The sequence below is a fragment of the Arsukibacterium ikkense genome (assembly GCF_000987775.1).
GTDB lineage: Bacteria > Pseudomonadota > Gammaproteobacteria > Enterobacterales > Alteromonadaceae > Alishewanella > Alishewanella ikkense.
The window spans coordinates 24,360-40,276 of sequence record NZ_LAHO01000004.1 but is presented as its reverse complement, the minus strand read 5'-3'; the positions used below and the strand labels follow the sequence as shown (position 1 = coordinate 40,276).

Sequence of the window (15,917 nt, the reverse complement as noted above, 5' to 3'; positions counted from 1 at the left end):
TGTATATACTTTTAACCTGCTTAGCAATGCCTGATGTTTGCCAGCACAGTTCATTCAGCGCCAGCAGCGCCGCTCATCCAGATTTGCCTGTAAATGGGCCAATAACTGGCTGGCGGCGACAGGTTTTGAAAAGAGGTAGCCCTGGGCGATATCGCACTGATGAGCTTTTAGCATGCGGCATTGCGCCTGCGTTTCGACGCCTTCCGCCACCACCGCTAACCCCAGTTTTTTGACCATAGCGATAGTGGACGTAATAATGTCAAAATCAGCCTGATTATCCAGCATACCGAACACAAAACTCTTATCAATTTTAATGGTGTCAACCGGCATTTGCCGCAGGTAACTCAGCGAAGAATACCCCGTGCCAAAATCATCAATCGCAAACAAAAAACCCATTGCCTTCAGCTGATGCATGGTTGTAATCGTGTCCTGAATATTTTGCGCCAGTAAACTTTCGGTAAGTTCCAGTTCAAAGTTGCTGGCCTGCAAATGATATTGTTGCAGCAACGTATCTAAGTATGAAGGCAGCCCCTTATCCATCAGTTGCTCGGCCGACAGATTAATGGCAATGGTAATATCAGCGTAGCCAGCATGCTGCAACTGCTGCATCGCCAAAAAACTTTGCTCAATCACCCAATATCCCACAGGAATCATTAACCTGGCATACTCCAGAATACTGATGAATTCATCCGGAGGTACCATACCCCGCGACGGACTCTGCCAGCGCAATAACACTTCGAACCCCTGTAAGCGCTGGGTATCAAGCATGATTTTAGGTTGCAAATGAATCGCAAACTGTTGCTGCGCCAATGCATGTTTCAGCTCATTTTCCAACGCCAGCCTGTTCTGAAAATGGTCAAACATTTGCTGGCTGTAAAAGTGCAGGCAATTGCCGCCTCTGGCCTTGGCCTGATACATGGCTAAATCTGCCTGCCGCACCAAATCATCTGGTTGTAAATTGTTGTCACGGGTATAACTGATACCAATACTGACACCCAATTGATAAACATCCCCCTGCAGCCGCATAGGTTCAGCAAAGGCAGTAATCAGCTTGATTGCCAGTGCTTCCAGCTGATCCGGATTGCTAACCTGACAGGCCACCACAAATTCATCGCCGCCAAAACGACAGGCCAGGTCTGCTTTATTGATGCCATTGCGCAAACGTTGCGCCGCTTCAAGTAGCACCAGATCACCCTGCTCATGGCCACGAATATCATTCACCCGTTTGAACTGGTCCACGTCTAAAAACAACAACCCCAGATAATCACGTTCTGCGGCAAGGGCAGCCAGGCGCTTCTTAAGTTGAAACTGCAGCATATTGCGATTCGCCAGACCAGTCAGCAAATCAAACATTGCCATATTTTCCAGCTCTCGGGTTTGTTGCGCCACATTGTCCTGTAATTGTTCCAGTTGCTGGCTGAGGGTCAGGCTGGCGTTATGCAAATTGTCGACTTCATCGGCCAGCCAGCGTGAAGGTTTAGGCAGCAACTGCCGAAACCGCTGAAAGCGGCTTTGTGCTAACATTGGCAAAGCTCTGGACACCCCCAGCAAACGCTGACTAAGCCGCTGAGTTAACGCGTAAATCAGGATGCCAAACGTCATAAAACACAACAGCGCCAGCCCAATCAGCTGCCATTGAAAACGCCGGTTTGCTGCCAGGTAACGACTGATATCTTCCAGCAATAGCAATGCATACTGCTGCCCGGGTTGAACCACTAATGGCAGCACATGCGCAAAGTACTGCTTACCATTATCAGTAAAGCGCAAACCTTCACTATTGTGCAGCGCATGAGTTAACGCTGCCCTTTGCGTATTCAAAACGGGTAGTGCTACCTTGCCACTGCTGGATAACAAGGTCACGCCAGTATCACTGCCGAGTTCAACAATAGCCACTTCGCCCTGCATCGACTGCCCAATTGCCAGTACCACATCGGCCAAAGTACGGCTAATCACTATCACAGCCACCTCTGCGCCGCCATTGGCCAGCGGCATACTTAGCATACTGCTGCAACTTTGCCCGCAATGCAGCTGATACCCTGGCCGTTGCTGACTAAAACTATATTGCACCATAGGCTCCAGCTGCGCCGGGAATACCGTAGCATGCAGCACATGTTGCTGGCCATCGGGGCCAAAAAACCAAAGGTTTTCAATGTTTAAATGAATACTGATAGCATCCAGCTGCCGCTCCAGCTCAGCCAGAAAAGGCTGAAAACTATCCTGGCGCAGCAGGCCACTGACTTCAGCAAAGGCTTCTACCCACACTTGTTGCTGCTGCTGTAACAGCTGCTGGTACTGGTTGAAGTGTTGCTGCACCTGCTGCTGCTTTTGCTGCTGTTGCAGGAAAAAATTCTCGTTCAGCCGCTGCAATGACATACTGGTTAGCAAGGTTAGCAATACCAACATCAGTAACAATGTCAGCAACAGGATTTTCTTTGGCAGGCTGATAAAACGCATTAAAACCAATACATCAATTGCACCGCCCATAATTGCCAGTAGCGTTGCTGATTATTAAGCAGGTCAGGAATAACGCTGGGTGATAAACGGCCCGTACCATCTACCCAGTGATGTTCACCCTGTAAACGCCAGCGCGTTGCCAGTTCATAACTGGCGCCGAGCATAATGCTTTGCTGATAGCCAAAATGCTCAGGAATACCCTGTGCGGGCAACCGCCGGCCTCGCTTATCGTCTTTACTGTTAGTACTGTAGTCGAGCACCGTCAGCACATTTAGCTGCTCTGTCAAACGGTAACGCCCCATGATATAGCCGCCCCAGCCAAACTGATCACTGCTGAACACCGGCGCAAAAAAACCGTTCAGTTGCACCCGCTCCTGCACCAGCTCAGCCGCTAATTGCCATTTTTCCTGCTGATATTGCCAGTTCAACATCACCCGCTGCACGGTAACCTCAGCATCAGCAAAAAAATCAGACTCAGCGGCACGATAGCTAAAATCGGAGTCCAGCAGCGACAGCCCCCAGGTACTTTGACTGCCAGCTGCCTGCCAGAACACACTCGCCTGCTGCACATATTTCTGCCTGGTTTTGCCATTGACTAACGGGCTAAGTAATAGCCGGCCCTGCGCTCTGGAAATGGGGGTGGCACCAAGGCTCCAGTTATATTCCAGTTCACCGGCGCTAAGTTGAAGATAGCCCTTAAGCGCCAGACCATCACTGGATACGGCAATATCGCGAAACACATCATAATAAACAGATTGCGGTAAAATAATAGCTGGACGGGTAAAGGGCACATCCCGGGTGCTGGAATACAGCCAGTGCTGATTTTTATAACGACCAATAAACAGATTTAACTGATGATCAAAGTTATCCAGTAAGGTCCAATCGACAAACAAATAGTCCAGCCGCGCCCCTTCCGGGTAACGGTTGCCGCCATTGAGGTATACCACCTGTCCGGCGACACGCCAGTTGTCCTGCAACGACCACTGGCCATTTAGTCCCAGCTCAGTTAGCGCTATCGACAGTTTGCCGTCGTTATTGATGGCATTACTGTCTTTTGCCCTGGTCACCCCCTGGGCAATAAAACCATGCCAGCTGGCTATTTCTGCGGCCTGCAAGCCATGGCCGCACATTGCCAACATCACTGCAGCAACCACTTTGCGTCGCCATGTTACAGGGTTAGTTTTCATAGGGTGTTATCACCTGTAGGGTATTTGGAATAGTACCAACACTAAGATAGCCAATGGCACCTGGCGTTTGCTGCAAGGCTAACTGCATCTCCTCCTCGCTAAGCAGCTGGGTTGGGAAACTGCCGATACCGGAAAACCGCTGCCGGTTCCAGATAGTGTCCAGCTGATAGGGGAACATCTGCAGCTGTTGCCGGCTAAAGTTAATATGAGTGGGGTGATCCGAAGCCAGCACAAAAACCCGAATAACGGTGCCATCTGGCCAACGACTTTGCCGCATGCTAAAAATAGCCCGCAGTTGCGCCCGGCTAAGTTGCTGCTCTGTTACCGCTGCATGAACCACCACTTCTGCCGCCGACAATGACATCGACAATGGCAGTAACAGGCACCAACACAGCTTTTGCAAAAATTTCATTGATGGCTGTAAACCCCGCCTGCAACATGAAAAATGCTGTTATCAAATGCTATAAGCGTAAACATAACTTTCAATTTAGCAAGTTGATCACGTTCTGGCAGAAATATGCAGAATATTTACAACCCCAGATACCAGGTAGCAATAGCGAAATACAGTACTACCCCGGCTACGTCAGCAATAGAGGTGATTAACGGGCCACTGGCGGTGGCCGGGTCCAGGTTTAAGCGGCTAAGTAAAAAGGGTAACGACAACCCCACCAGGCTGCCGACCATCACCACCAGCATCATGGTTACCGCTACTACTATCGCAATATCATAACCGCCACGCCACCAGCCCAGCCCCACCACAGCAAGCGACATAGTTAACCCCAGCAGACCTGCGACCAGGCATTCTTTGATCATTAATGAGCCCCAGTCACGCAATTTAATGTCGCCGGTGGCCAGCGCCCTTACCATCAGGGTACCCGACTGTGCTCCGGCATTACCGCTGCTGGCGATCAGTAACGGCAGAAAAAATAGCAGTGCCAGATAGCTGGCAATAGTGTCTTCATAATAAGCAATGCCGGCACCCGAGAAAATATTGCCAAACACCAGCACCACCAGCCAGAACACCCTTTTGCGGTATAGCAGACTAATACTGGCATCTTTAACATTGCCTTCCAGCTTACCGATAGTAGCGGTTTTATGGAAATCCTCAGTCGCTTCCTCTGCCGCCACATCCATTGCATCATCGTAAGTAACAATACCAACCATTTGCTGCTGTTGGTTGATAATAGGCAAGGCGAGCAAGTCATACCGGGCAATCATGGCTGCCACTTGCTCTTGCTCCATATCAATAGTAGCGAAAATGGGGTCATGATTCATCAACTCATCCACCAACATGGTCGCTGGTGCCAGGATCAGCTCTCTTAACGACACCACGCCGATTAACTTGCGCACGTCGTTAACCACATAAGCGGAATAAATGGTTTCTTTATCCGGCGCTTCGCGGCGCAGTACATCCAGCGCATCCCGCACATTAATGTCTGGCGCCAGAATGGCATAATCAGAGGTCATAATGGCACCGGCAGTGCCTTCCTGATGACTGGACAACCGCAGTAAATCTTCGCGCTCGGCCTGGGCCAGCGCCGGTAACAGGGTTTCCCGCTGATCGGCCGTTAAGCGGTTGAATAAATCAGCACGCTCATCAGATGACATCTGGCGGATTATCGGTGCCAGCTTGCGACGGCTTACCCGGACAGCTAATGCCACCTGTACTTCTGCCGGCAAATAACCAAACACTTCCGCTTGCTCTGCCCGGCGCAGTGCGGCCAGCAACATCCACAAATGATCCAGCGAAAACTCTGTGATAGCGGCAGCGTAATCGGCCGGATGCACATCCTCAAGCTGATCCTGCAGTAACTGCACCGTATCGTTTTCCAACGCCGCACGCAGTCGGTTTATCAGTACAGGTAATTCCATCACAACCTCTTAATTCTGGTCTGGCATTCAAATGCCGGCAATGACAGGCTTAACGTATTAAGCTTATTTTCATAAAACCTTTGGCACACTGTGTACGAAGGCCTTAATTGGCTGGTGACATGATAGCGCGCTGGCAACATGCGTACTATCAGTAGTTACAGTTGTTCAATTAAAATAACATATTGCTTATTAAGCAAAAATTAACCATTATTTTAGGTTCTGACAGCAGGAATAACAACCAGCACACGTAAAGAATTACCGATACTCGTACCGTTGCTCTGGTAATATGCCAGTGCCATAGCCAACTTACCGGACAGCATATGCAATCACAACACAGCAATAATACTCCGGCACTGAGTCCCTGGTGGCTGCCCGTCGCCGTGGACAGCGGCCAAAGCTGGCAATATACCTTAGGCCCACTCACGCTTTATCTGCAGCGGTTACGTTCTGAATGGCTGCTGGGCCATGCCATTTTACATGATCAGGACGATCGTTATCTGCTGCGCAGTCGCAGTATATCGCAGCTGCCTGAACTGGAAAACGTGCAGCGCTTTATATTTCGCGAATCGCCTGGCCACTTTTGTTTAAAGCCAAAGCTGCTCGATCGCTCAGTGGTAGTCAAAACCCGTAAACAGGTCAGCATACCAGCAGGTGAACAAGCGGTGTTTTATATCAGCTCACCGGTAGTGGTTGAGGTAACAGTACAGCAACCCGATTGCAAGCTGGCTGAAATTACCAGCCAGCGTTTATCCGACACCTGGTTTGGCCCCTCAACCCTGCACGGCGAATTATGTTATGCCGATAAAACCCAGGCCAGGCACAGCCGCACCGACCTGCCGCTAAGACCACACCGGGCCATTACCGCTATTACCATTGAAAATAATGCCGATAGCATGCTGGTGTTATCTAAACTCAGTATCCCGGTGCCTTACCTGGCGGTGTATGGTTTAGCGGATGGCAGCCTGTGGACCGATCCGATAACCCTGCAGCACGACGGTAATCTTGCCCTCACCCGCTTTAAAATAAGTAAACATTTACCCGCCGGGGTAGCAATGACAGACCGGATAGCAGAGCCACGCCAGCATATTGAAAAACAGGGGCTTATCCGCGCCTTTACCGGCATCTTCAACGATTAACAGGAGCTGGCCATAATGGAACAGTTTATCGCCTATCTAAGATCTGAACAGGTGGTCGCTATATTGCAGGCGGCCATTTTACTGGCTGCGGGTTTGTTACTGGCCAGCCTCGCCAGCCGCGCAGTGCAAAAGTTAGTTAGCCGTAATTTTTCGCAGCACCACGCAGTGCTGTTTAAGCGGCTGGTATACTGGCTGGTGCTGGCACTGTTCTTTGCCTCAGCCCTACGCCAGCTAGGGTTCTCATTAGGCGTGCTGCTGGGCGCCGCCGGGGTGCTGTCGGTAGCCATTGGCTTTGCTTCCCAAACCTCAGCATCAAACCTGATTAGCGGTTTATTCTTAATTGGTGAAAAACCCTTTCAGCTGGGCGACGTGATAAGAGTGGGCAATACCACCGGTGAAGTACTATCGATAGATTTATTGTCGGTAAAACTACGTACCTTTGATAACTTGTACGTGCGCATTCCCAACGAAAGCCTGATTAAAACTGAAATGACCAATCTGACCCGTTTCCCAATCCGGCGTTTCGACTTACAGGTTGGCGTTGCCTACAAAGAAAATATCAGCCAGGTGCGCAAAGTATTAATGGACGTTGCTGACAATAATCCGCTAAGTCTGGATGAGCCGGCGCCACTATTTGTATTTAACGGTTTTGCCGATTCCTCGCTAAGTATTCAGTTTAGTGTCTGGACTAAACGGGAAAATTTCCGCGATTTACGCAACAGCCTGCAAGAAGAAGTAAAAATGGCATTTGATAAAGCAGGCATTGAAATCCCCTTCCCACAGCGCACCATTATTTTTGGCAATGGTTCAGCCCCAATCAGTATTAATCCGGCAACACCGGACGTTGCACCCGATAAGAAGGACTCGCAAGGATGAACAGCCGCATCGCGCCGGTTTTGTTGCTGCTGCTTGCCAGCACTTTGCTTAACACTGCCAAAGCAGAGGATAAACGCAGTTGTACCCGCTTATTCGATGAAGCAGATATTAAGCAAGCCGGGCTTACCATTAGCGCCGTTCATTTTGAACAAGAGAACGTCTTTGATTTAACCGAATCAGGCACTTTCTGGCTGCACCGGTTTGCTAACTACAGCCATATCATCTCTAAACAGCAAACCATTGCCAACGAACTGCTGTTCAGCCCTGAAGACCCGCTGGACCTGGCTGAACTGGCTGAAACCGAACGCTTGTTGCGTAACCGCAGCTACATTCGGGATGCAGATATTAAAGTCAGCCAGTATTGTCCCGACACCAACTCTGTTGAAGTGCTGGTAAAAACCTGGGATAACTGGTCGCTGCTGCCGAAAATAGACTTTTCCAGCGAGGGCGGTGCCACCGAATATTCCATTGGTATTGCCGAAGACAACCTGTTGGGTACCGGTAATCAGCTACAACTTGATTATGCCAAAGATGCCGAACGTACCGGTTACATGTTCAGCTTTGCCAGCCCGAATATTATGGGCAGCCACTGGCAGGCGCTAACCCGCTACGCTAATAACTCCGATGGCGAGAGTTATCAGTTTAACGTGCAACGACCATTTTATCGTTTAAGCTCCCCCTGGGCAGTCAGCGTTGACGTCAGCAAAGAAAAGCTACAAATCAGCGATTATGTGTTGGGGGAAACCGTAAACCAGTACGACCGCACCCAGCAGGGGTTTACCAGCTATCTGGGCTTGCGCCTTGCGGGCACCAGCAAACGTATTCACCGTCTTAATGGCGGCGTTACCCTGGACGACGTCAGCTTTACGGCAAACAGCGACACCTTATTTGAGCTGCCAGCCGAGCGCAATTTATCCCGGGTATGGCTGGAATATCAGCTGCTGGAAGACCAGTACCGCAAACTATACAATATCAACCAGTTCAACCGGGTAGAAGATATCAATCTTGGCTGGCAAGCCTATGTCAGAGTAGGTCAGTTACAAACAGCGTTAGGCGCCGATGCCCGTGGCTGGCAACTGGACGCCGCTATTGAAAAGGCCTGGTCGCTGCAAAGTGATTTATGGCTGCTGGCCAGCCTGAATTACCATGGCCTGAAAATGGCTGATTTACGCCAGCAATTACTCAGTACCCATTGGCAGCTGGTGTATCAGTTAAACCGGCAAAGTAGCGTGGTCGGTGTTCTCGATTTACAGCGGGGCCATGACTTGTTTGACGATGAGGCGCTGTATCTGGGCGGAGACACCGGTTTACGGGCCTTTCCATTATTTTATCAGCGCGGTGACAACCGCATGGTGGCCACCGCAGAGTATCGTTATTACACCGATTGGAACATTCTGCATATTTTCGATGTTGGCTTTGCCGGTTTTGCCGATGCCGGCCGCAGCTGGGGCGCCGAACAGCGCGGTGAAAACGAAATAGACGATAGTATTTTATATGGCGTAGGGGTAGGGATACGCTTGCTGTCTACCCACTCCAGTCGCGGCACTATGGTGCATATCGACTTAACCCGCCCGGTTAGCGACAACCCGGAACTGGGCAACTGGCAGTGGCGAGTCACCGCCAAGCGGCGCTTTTAACGGTGCCATCAATTCTGGCATAAAGTGCAGTATACCGTACTGCGCTGGCCCAGTTTTATCTCAGTTAATGGCTGCTGGCACTGCACGCAGGGTTTAGCACCGCGGCCATATACCAGTAACTGCTGCTTAAAGTAGCCAGGCTTACCATCAGCCTGGCTGAAATCTTTTAAGGTGGTGCCCCCCTGCACTATCGCCGCTGCCAGCGTTTCTTTTACAACAGTACTTAGCAACGTCAATTTAGCTGCGGTTACGCTATTAGCTGGCGCTGATGGCAAAATACCCGCTTTAAACAGCGCTTCATTGGCATAAATATTACCTACCCCAACTACCACTTTATTATCCATCAATACCAGCTTAATGGCTGCCGAGCGCTTAGCACAGGCGTTAATCAGGGTTTGGCTGCTAAACGCATCGGTCAGCGGTTCCGGTCCCAAGGCAGCCAATAGCGGATGCACCTGACCTTTAGCCTGCCACAGCACGGCTCCAAAGCGGCGGGTGTCGTTTAAGCGCAGCACTTTATTGTTCGATAATACTAAATCCAGATGGTCATGCTTAGCTGGCAGGGTGCTGCTGGCCACCACTTTTAAATGGCCCGACATGCCTAAATGCAAAATAATATCACCGGCTGGCAGGCTGATCAGTAAATACTTAGCCCGGCGGTTTACCGCCAGAATTGGCTGATGGGTTAGCTGAACCACCTCATCCGGGATCCACCAACGCAGCTGGCGCTGGCGGGCAACCACACTCAGCAGTTGCTGACCTGCCAAATGCGGGCTAATGCCTAAACGGGATACTTCAACTTCGGGTAATTCTGGCACGACGCTTACTCCAAAAAAAGCTTACTCCAGCATAAATAACTGGGCGGCCTGTTGCTTACTCAGCTGATAAAACTGGCTTTGTCCCGCCTGCTGTAACAGATACCGGGCTTGCGCAGCAGCATTGGCCGGATCGTCGCCAGGATACAATAACCAGATAATGGGGCTGGTCTCACCAACCAGTTGGACACTGGCCTGCGCTACCGGCACCCGGCTTTGCATAGGTACCGCATCTGCAGGAATAAGCTGGCTGTATTGCCAGGCCAGGGCTAGCTGCGCGGCATCAACATTGTGGGTCGCCGGTTGTAACTGCCACTGCGGGCCAGCTTTCACCAGACGCGCGCTGGCAAACCCCACCATTAGCAGCTGCGAATCTGCTGGGATCAGCCGATGTTCAGGGGCCATTTTTTGTTGTAAACGCTGCGGAATGCCGTACAGCACAAACATTAAAATCAGTACGGCAAAAATCAGTACGTTGTTCCAGTTGCGGCGCGAGAGTTTTAACATAACGATACCTTTCTGCACGGGGCAGCGGCATAGTAACTTAGGCAGGGTGTAAAAAGCAAAAACCCGGCGTTAGCCGGGTTTTCAGGTCGATTACTTGATTTTCGCTTCTTTGAAAATCACGTGCTTACGCACTTTAGGATCGAACTTTTTAATTTCCATTTTTTCTGGCATGGTACGCTTGTTCTTCGTAGTAGTGTAGAAGAAACCAGTACCAGCAGAAGAAACTAAACGGATTTTATCGCGCATAAGTTAATTCCTTAAACCTTGTGACCGTTGGCACGAACGTCTACTAAAACGGCGTCGATACCTTTCTTGTCAATAATACGCATACCACGGGTGGTAGTACGTAAAGTAACAAAACGGTTTTCGCTTTCAACCCAGAAACGGTGCGTTTGCAGGTTAGGCAGGAAACGGCGCTTTGTCGCGTTGTTGGCGTGCGAACGACGGTTACCTACCATCGGACCTTTGCCAGTTACTTGGCATACTCTAGACATGTCTATATTTCTCCAAAATTACGTCAGCTCGAGCTATCATTCACCCTTCTGGCCTTGAAGGTTGCCCCGAAAATGGATGAGGGCGCACTTTATACACGAAAGCCCCATTAAACTCAAGAGAATTTAAATGGCACTCGAGGCAGATCTGTCGCCAGTCTGCCATAATCGTTGCAGTATTATTACAGCCAGCCGCGTTCTGCAAAAGACACAACTTCTGCATCGCCCACCACAAAATGGTCCAGTATTTTGATATCTACTAAGGCCATGGCCTGGGTCAGGCGCTCCGTTATCGCCCTGTCGGCGCGGCTTGGCTCGGCCACCCCGGAAGGATGATTATGAGCCAATATAACGGCGGCGGCATTATGCGCTAAAGCGCGCTGAACTACAATACGCGGATACACTGGCGAGGCATCAATAGTGCCCATGAACAAGGGTTCGCTGGCAATTAAACGATGCTGATTATCAAGATAAAGAAGCAGAAACACTTCGCGTTGCTCATGGCCAATGGTATGGGTTAAATATTTTTTCACCAGTGCCGGCTCGGTAAACACCGTCTCGCGTTGTAATTGCTGCTGCATATAACGCTTACTTAGCTCCAGCACTGCTTGTAACTGCACAAATTTCGCTTCGCCTAAGCCCTTTGCCAGGCAAAATTCATGCTGGCTGGCGCCCATTAACCTTCGCAACGAGCCAAAATGGCTCAGCAGCTGGCGGGCCAGGGTAACGGCATCGCAGCCACTAACCCCAGTGCGCAAAAATATCGCCAACAGCTCTGCATCAGATAATGCCTTAGGCCCCAGCTGCAACAGTTTTTCCCGTGGTCGCTCGCTTACTGGCCAGTCAGAAATAGCCATCTGAATCCTCCCTGAATTGATGCCGATTTTTACGTTCCGTGTTATCTTATGCCGATGATTTTCGGACCAGCTTTAGGTATTTATGCAGCAGACCCTGGCAGCAAAACGTATTTTACTGGGCATTAGTGGTGGCATTGCCGCCTACAAAAGTGCCGATTTAGTCCGCCGCTTAAAAGAGCGGGGCGCTGAGGTACGAGTGATCCTGACCAACGCCGCCCAGCAATTTATTACCCCGCTTACCCTGCAGGCAGTATCCGGCAACCCGGTTAGCACCAGCATGCTTGACCCTGCAGCAGAAGCCGCAATGGGCCATATTGAGCTGGCTAAATGGGCCAACCTTATCGTTGTTGCCCCGGCCTCAGCCGATGTTATCGCTAAACTGGCGCATGGTATGGCCAACGACTTACTCACTACCTGCGTACTGGCAACCGCGGCACCGGTAGCGGTAGCGCCGGCCATGAACCAGCAGATGTATAACAATATAGCTACCCAGCAAAACTTAGCAACACTAAAAAAACATAAATTTCACATATATGGTCCGGGCGCTGGTGAACAGGCCTGTGGTGATGTTGGCTATGGCCGCATGCTGGAACCATTAGAACTGGTTGCGCTAATTGAACAAACCTTGATGCCAGCAACTCCACTGGCCGGCCTGCGCTTTACAATTACTGCAGGCCCTACCCGCGAAGCGCTGGACCCGGTGCGCTATTTATCTAACCACAGCTCCGGCAAAATGGGCTTTGCCCTGGCGGCCGCTGCTGCGGCAATGGGGGCGGATGTCACGCTAATCAGTGGCCCGGTGCAACTGGCTACCCCAGCGGGTGTGAAGCGAATAGATGTGGTAAGCGCTGAACAAATGCACCAGGCCGCTTTAAAGGTGGCAGTGCAAAGCGATATTTTTATTGGCTGCGCCGCGGTGGCCGACTACCGGGCGGCTGATGTGGCAACCAACAAGCTGAAAAAAGGTGCCAGCGAGCAGCTGCAACTTACCCTGGTAAAGAACCCCGATATTATCGCCGCAGTCGCTGGCCTGGCAAAACAGCGCCCCTTTACCGTAGGTTTTGCCGCTGAAACCCAGAATGTGCTGAGCTATGCCAGGCAAAAACTGCTTAATAAAAAGCTCGACATGATTTGTGCTAACGATGTATCGCAGCCGGATGCCGGTTTTAACAGCGAGCAAAATGCGCTTACCGCACTTTGGCACGGTGGCGAGCAGGTGCTGGGTCTGCAAACTAAAGCCGCGCTGGCGGCAAGCCTGATAACCCTGATTTATCAACATTTCTCTCAACAACAGACCACAAGTGAAGCGAACAAATGAATAAAGCGATTGAGCTGAAGATCCTCGACCCCCGTATTGGTAACGAATTCCCGCTGCCCGCTTATGCCACACCGGGCTCGGCCGGCCTCGATTTACGTGCCTGTCTGGACGAGACGTTAACCCTGGAGCCAGGGCAAACGGTATTAATTCCAACCGGCATGGCTATTTTTATTGGCGACGCTAACTTATGCGCCACCATTTTGCCGCGCTCCGGTCTTGGCCATAAGCACGGCATTGTACTGGGAAATCTGGTGGGCTTAATTGATTCGGACTATCAGGGGCCGTTAATGGTATCGATGTGGAACCGTGGCCAACAAACATTCAGCATTGAACCGGGTGACCGCATTGCTCAGCTAGTGTTTATGCCGGTAGTGCAGGCTGAGTTTAAGCTGGTCGAGAGTTTTGACGCCTCAGAGCGCGGTGAAGGTGGTTTTGGCCACTCGGGTAAAAGTTAGTTTGAATTCAGGAACAGCTATGTCAACACCGCGCCGCGGCAACAGAAAAGAAGATATTTTGCAGGCGTTAGCCGCCATGCTGCAAAGCAATAATGGCCAGCGCATTACCACGGCCGCTTTAGCAGGCAAGGTTGGCGTATCAGAAGCGGCACTTTATCGCCATTTCCCCAGTAAAGCCCGTATGTTTGAAGGCTTAATTGAGTTTATTGAAGACACCCTGTTATCCAGAATAAACAGTATTTCAGATGAGCATAAAGATACCCAAAGCCGCATAGAGCTGATGCTACAGCTAATCCTGGTATTTGCCGAGCGCAACCCGGGCTTTTGCCGCATTCTTAGCGGCGATGCCTTACAGGGCGAGCAAGAGCGGTTACTGGAGCGGGTAGCAGCCCTGTTTGAAAAACTGGAAACCCAGTTTAAGCAAACCCTGCGTGAGCGCAAGCTGCGTGAAGGCAAAAGTTTCAGTATTGACGAAGGTGAGCTGGCCAACCTGTTGCTGGCGACAGTAGAGGGTAAAATAAGCCAGTTTGTGCGCTCCGGCTTTAAACGCCTGCCAACCGCTGCCTGGCAAAACCAGTGGGCGTTACTGCAGCAGGCTTTATTTAACTAACAAGGGTACTCCGCGCTTTCGATCTGACATAAAACGTCAGGTCAGAAAAGGTAGTGAAATGTAACAGCAGAGCAAGGTGTCAGGTAATGCTTATGAAACAGCGGCATGGATGCCGCGCAGGCTGAAGGGGCACAGGGATGTGATCCTTGAAGCCGGTGGAGTAAGCGTTACCTGATACCTTGCGTTCCGGTTGTCAGTCCCTATGCTTTCACACCATATTGCGCCCGGTAAGCTTTTACCGCATCCAGATGCTCCGCCATTTCAGGTTTATCCGCTAAATAGCTGATGAGATCCGGCAGGCTGACAATAGCAACAACCCTGGTATTAAAATCGCGCTCCACTTCCTGTATAGCCGACAACTCGCCCTGGCCGCGCTCTTGCCTGTCCAGTGCCACCAGCACACCGCTAAGCTCTGCGCCTTGCGCCTGAATAAGCTGCATCGACTCACGAATTGCGGTACCGGCAGTAATCACATCATCTACCAGCATAATCCGGCCTTGCAGCGGCGAGCCAACGACATTACCGCCCTCACCATGGGCTTTGGCCTCTTTGCGGTTAAAACAGTACGGCACATCACGGTTATAGTGATCCGCCAGCGCCACCGCCGTGGTGGTAGCGATAGGGATCCCTTTATAAGCCGGGCCAAACAATACGTCGAACTCAATCGCCGCATCCTGCAACGCCGCGGCATAAAAGCGGCCCAGTTTTGCCAGGTCACTACCGGTGTTAAACAAACCGGCATTAAAGAAGTACGGGCTGGTGCGGCCCGATTTCAGTGTAAAACTGCCAAACTTCAGTACCTGACGGGCCAGGGCAAATTCAATAAAATCACGTTGAAACTGTTTCATTGCTTGCTGCCCTCTGCTTAAGCCAGTACCCGTTTTTGCTCTTCAACAATTTCGCGAATAGCATGGCGGCCCAAATCCATCATCTGCTGCATTTCATCAAAGCTGAATGGCTCAGTTTCTGCCGTGCCCTGCACTTCAATAATTTTGCCGGTTTCGGTCATTACGATATTCATATCCGTTTCAGCGTTAGAATCTTCCGCATAATCTAAATCCGCTACCGGCGTGCCTTTGTAAACACCCACGGAAACCGCCGCCACCATATATTTTAATGGGTTGGTTTTAATCGTGCCTTTGGCGCGCATAAAATTCAGGGCATCAACCAGCGCCACACAGGCACCAGTAATAGACGCCGTGCGGGTGCCACCATCGGCCTGAATCACATCACAGTCGATAGTAATGGTATTTTCACCCAGCAGCTTCAAATCTACCGCTGTACGCAGTGCCCGGCCAATAAGGCGCTGAATTTCCATAGTGCGGCCACCCTGCTTACCCCGTGCCGCTTCGCGGTCATTGCGGGTATGGGTAGCGCGCGGCAGCATACCGTATTCAGCGGTTACCCAACCTTTGCCCTGGCCTTTCATAAAACGCGGCACGCCTTCTACCACACTGGCGGTACAAATGACCTTGGTATTACCAAACTCAACCAGCACTGAACCTTCAGCATGGGCGGTAAATTGACGGGTAAAAGTAAGGGGACGGATCTGACTGGCTGTTCTGCCACTTGGACGCATAGCTGCACTCCTGAAATTAACAATGGCGGCTATTATAGGTGTTTAAGCAACGCAGGGCGAGCAATTCGCCAAATTCCATTATCCTGCGGTATACTCTGCTTTTATTTGCCGCCAGAGAGCCTT

At 50.8% G+C, this 15,917-nt stretch carries 17 protein-coding genes; 6 read left to right on the top strand and 11 right to left on the bottom strand.

Features of this window, described 5'->3' with window-relative positions; genetic code table 11:
• Window positions 1–54: 54 nt before the first annotated feature.
• The 4 genes from WG68_RS05585 to mgtE form a co-directional block, all read right to left on the bottom strand.
• Window positions 55–2,484 (bottom strand): putative bifunctional diguanylate cyclase/phosphodiesterase, encoded by a 2,430-nt coding sequence (locus WG68_RS05585; RefSeq protein ID WP_200897546.1) that lies wholly within the window; start codon window positions 2,482–2,484, stop codon window positions 55–57.
• Window positions 2,454–3,641 carry a hypothetical protein gene (locus WG68_RS05580; RefSeq protein WP_046556684.1) on the bottom strand — a complete coding sequence of 396 codons (1,188 nt, stop codon included), beginning with the start codon at window positions 3,639–3,641 and terminating at the stop codon, window positions 2,454–2,456. Before WG68_RS05580 ends, WG68_RS05585 begins: the two co-directional genes overlap by 31 nt.
• Window positions 3,631–4,053: a hypothetical protein gene (locus tag WG68_RS05575; protein WP_046556683.1), complete on the bottom strand. Its 423-nt coding sequence runs from the start codon at window positions 4,051–4,053 to the stop codon at window positions 3,631–3,633. The genes WG68_RS05580 and WG68_RS05575 overlap by 11 nt, the downstream gene beginning before the upstream one ends.
• A 116-nt stretch (window positions 4,054–4,169) precedes the next feature.
• Complete coding sequence (gene mgtE, locus WG68_RS05570) at window positions 4,170–5,513, bottom strand: magnesium transporter (protein WP_046556682.1); 1,344 nt, start codon at window positions 5,511–5,513, stop codon at window positions 4,170–4,172.
• A 320-nt stretch (window positions 5,514–5,833) separates the two neighbouring features.
• Here mgtE and WG68_RS05565 point away from each other — a divergent pair, with 320 nt between their 5' ends.
• Genes WG68_RS05565 through WG68_RS05555 form a run of 3 tightly spaced genes read left to right on the top strand, consistent with a single transcriptional unit; the run spans window position 5,834 to window position 9,162 of the window.
• Complete coding sequence (locus tag WG68_RS05565; RefSeq protein WP_052748981.1) at window positions 5,834–6,649, top strand: DUF432 domain-containing protein; 816 nt, start codon at window positions 5,834–5,836, stop codon at window positions 6,647–6,649.
• A gap of 15 nt (window positions 6,650–6,664) precedes the next feature.
• Window positions 6,665–7,525 carry a mechanosensitive ion channel family protein gene (locus WG68_RS05560; protein ID WP_162836464.1) on the top strand — a complete coding sequence of 287 codons (861 nt, stop codon included), beginning with the start codon at window positions 6,665–6,667 and terminating at the stop codon, window positions 7,523–7,525.
• Window positions 7,522–9,162 (top strand): BamA/TamA family outer membrane protein, encoded by a 1,641-nt coding sequence (locus tag WG68_RS05555; protein WP_052748980.1) that lies wholly within the window; start codon window positions 7,522–7,524, stop codon window positions 9,160–9,162. Before WG68_RS05560 ends, WG68_RS05555 begins: the two co-directional genes overlap by 4 nt.
• An 8-nt stretch (window positions 9,163–9,170) precedes the next feature.
• Here the strand turns inward: WG68_RS05555 and mutM are convergent, their stop codons facing one another.
• The 5 genes from mutM to radC form a co-directional block, all read right to left on the bottom strand.
• The gene (mutM, locus tag WG68_RS05550) at window positions 9,171–9,980 is read right to left on the bottom strand and encodes a bifunctional DNA-formamidopyrimidine glycosylase/DNA-(apurinic or apyrimidinic site) lyase (protein ID WP_046556680.1); all 810 of its coding nucleotides are present in this window, start codon (window positions 9,978–9,980) and stop codon (window positions 9,171–9,173) included.
• Window positions 9,981–10,001: 21 nt separating this feature from the next.
• Window positions 10,002–10,484, bottom strand: a complete 483-nt coding sequence (locus tag WG68_RS05545) for a hypothetical protein (RefSeq protein WP_046556679.1) — start codon at window positions 10,482–10,484, stop codon at window positions 10,002–10,004.
• A 90-nt stretch (window positions 10,485–10,574) separates the two neighbouring features.
• Entirely contained in the window at window positions 10,575–10,730 is a 156-nt protein-coding gene (rpmG, locus tag WG68_RS05540) for a 50S ribosomal protein L33 (RefSeq protein WP_008219722.1), read from the bottom strand.
• Window positions 10,731–10,741: 11 nt separating this feature from the next.
• Entirely contained in the window at window positions 10,742–10,978 is a 237-nt protein-coding gene (gene rpmB / locus WG68_RS05535; protein WP_026349251.1) for a 50S ribosomal protein L28, read from the bottom strand.
• A gap of 179 nt (window positions 10,979–11,157) precedes the next feature.
• Entirely contained in the window at window positions 11,158–11,832 is a 675-nt protein-coding gene (radC, locus tag WG68_RS05530) for a RadC family protein (protein ID WP_046556678.1), read from the bottom strand.
• An 82-nt stretch (window positions 11,833–11,914) separates the two neighbouring features.
• Between radC and coaBC the strand changes: the two genes are divergently transcribed.
• From coaBC to slmA, 3 genes are read left to right on the top strand one after another with little or no spacing between them, the layout of a single operon-like run.
• Complete coding sequence (gene coaBC / locus WG68_RS05525; RefSeq protein ID WP_046556677.1) at window positions 11,915–13,150, top strand: bifunctional phosphopantothenoylcysteine decarboxylase/phosphopantothenate--cysteine ligase CoaBC; 1,236 nt, start codon at window positions 11,915–11,917, stop codon at window positions 13,148–13,150.
• Complete coding sequence (gene dut / locus WG68_RS05520; protein WP_046556676.1) at window positions 13,147–13,605, top strand: dUTP diphosphatase; 459 nt, start codon at window positions 13,147–13,149, stop codon at window positions 13,603–13,605. The genes coaBC and dut overlap by 4 nt, the downstream gene beginning before the upstream one ends.
• Before the next feature lie 19 nt (window positions 13,606–13,624).
• Entirely contained in the window at window positions 13,625–14,215 is a 591-nt protein-coding gene (gene slmA / locus WG68_RS05515) for a nucleoid occlusion factor SlmA (RefSeq protein WP_046556675.1), read from the top strand.
• 200 nt (window positions 14,216–14,415) lie between these two features.
• Here slmA and pyrE read toward each other — a convergent pair whose 3' ends face one another.
• The gene (gene pyrE / locus WG68_RS05510; RefSeq protein ID WP_046556674.1) at window positions 14,416–15,063 is read right to left on the bottom strand and encodes an orotate phosphoribosyltransferase; all 648 of its coding nucleotides are present in this window, start codon (window positions 15,061–15,063) and stop codon (window positions 14,416–14,418) included.
• A 17-nt stretch (window positions 15,064–15,080) separates the two neighbouring features.
• Complete coding sequence (gene rph / locus WG68_RS05505) at window positions 15,081–15,794, bottom strand: ribonuclease PH (protein WP_046556673.1); 714 nt, start codon at window positions 15,792–15,794, stop codon at window positions 15,081–15,083.
• Window positions 15,795–15,917: the final 123 nt, after the last annotated feature.

Bases quoted from the DNA above. Each gene is read 5' to 3' on its own strand.
- coaBC (WP_046556677.1), top strand. From the start codon at position 11,915: ATGCAGCAGACCCTGGCAGCAAAACGTATTTTACTGGGCATTAGTGGT.
- rpmB (WP_026349251.1), bottom strand. From the start codon at position 10,978: ATGTCTAGAGTATGCCAAGTAACTGGCAAAGGTCCGATGGTAGGTAAC.
- dut (WP_046556676.1), top strand. From the start codon at position 13,147: ATGAATAAAGCGATTGAGCTGAAGATCCTCGACCCCCGTATTGGTAAC.
- pyrE (WP_046556674.1), bottom strand. From the start codon at position 15,063: ATGAAACAGTTTCAACGTGATTTTATTGAATTTGCCCTGGCCCGTCAG.
- radC (WP_046556678.1), bottom strand. From the start codon at position 11,832: ATGGCTATTTCTGACTGGCCAGTAAGCGAGCGACCACGGGAAAAACTG.
- WG68_RS05560 (WP_162836464.1), top strand. From the start codon at position 6,665: ATGGAACAGTTTATCGCCTATCTAAGATCTGAACAGGTGGTCGCTATA.
- mgtE (WP_046556682.1), bottom strand. From the start codon at position 5,513: ATGGAATTACCTGTACTGATAAACCGACTGCGTGCGGCGTTGGAAAAC.
- WG68_RS05545 (WP_046556679.1), bottom strand. From the start codon at position 10,484: ATGTTAAAACTCTCGCGCCGCAACTGGAACAACGTACTGATTTTTGCC.
- rpmG (WP_008219722.1), bottom strand. From the start codon at position 10,730: ATGCGCGATAAAATCCGTTTAGTTTCTTCTGCTGGTACTGGTTTCTTC.
- WG68_RS05555 (WP_052748980.1), top strand. From the start codon at position 7,522: ATGAACAGCCGCATCGCGCCGGTTTTGTTGCTGCTGCTTGCCAGCACT.
- WG68_RS05575 (WP_046556683.1), bottom strand. From the start codon at position 4,053: ATGAAATTTTTGCAAAAGCTGTGTTGGTGCCTGTTACTGCCATTGTCG.
- slmA (WP_046556675.1), top strand. From the start codon at position 13,625: ATGTCAACACCGCGCCGCGGCAACAGAAAAGAAGATATTTTGCAGGCG.
- WG68_RS05585 (WP_200897546.1), bottom strand. From the start codon at position 2,484: ATGGGCGGTGCAATTGATGTATTGGTTTTAATGCGTTTTATCAGCCTG.
- rph (WP_046556673.1), bottom strand. From the start codon at position 15,794: ATGCGTCCAAGTGGCAGAACAGCCAGTCAGATCCGTCCCCTTACTTTT.
- WG68_RS05565 (WP_052748981.1), top strand. From the start codon at position 5,834: ATGCAATCACAACACAGCAATAATACTCCGGCACTGAGTCCCTGGTGG.
- WG68_RS05580 (WP_046556684.1), bottom strand. From the start codon at position 3,641: ATGAAAACTAACCCTGTAACATGGCGACGCAAAGTGGTTGCTGCAGTG.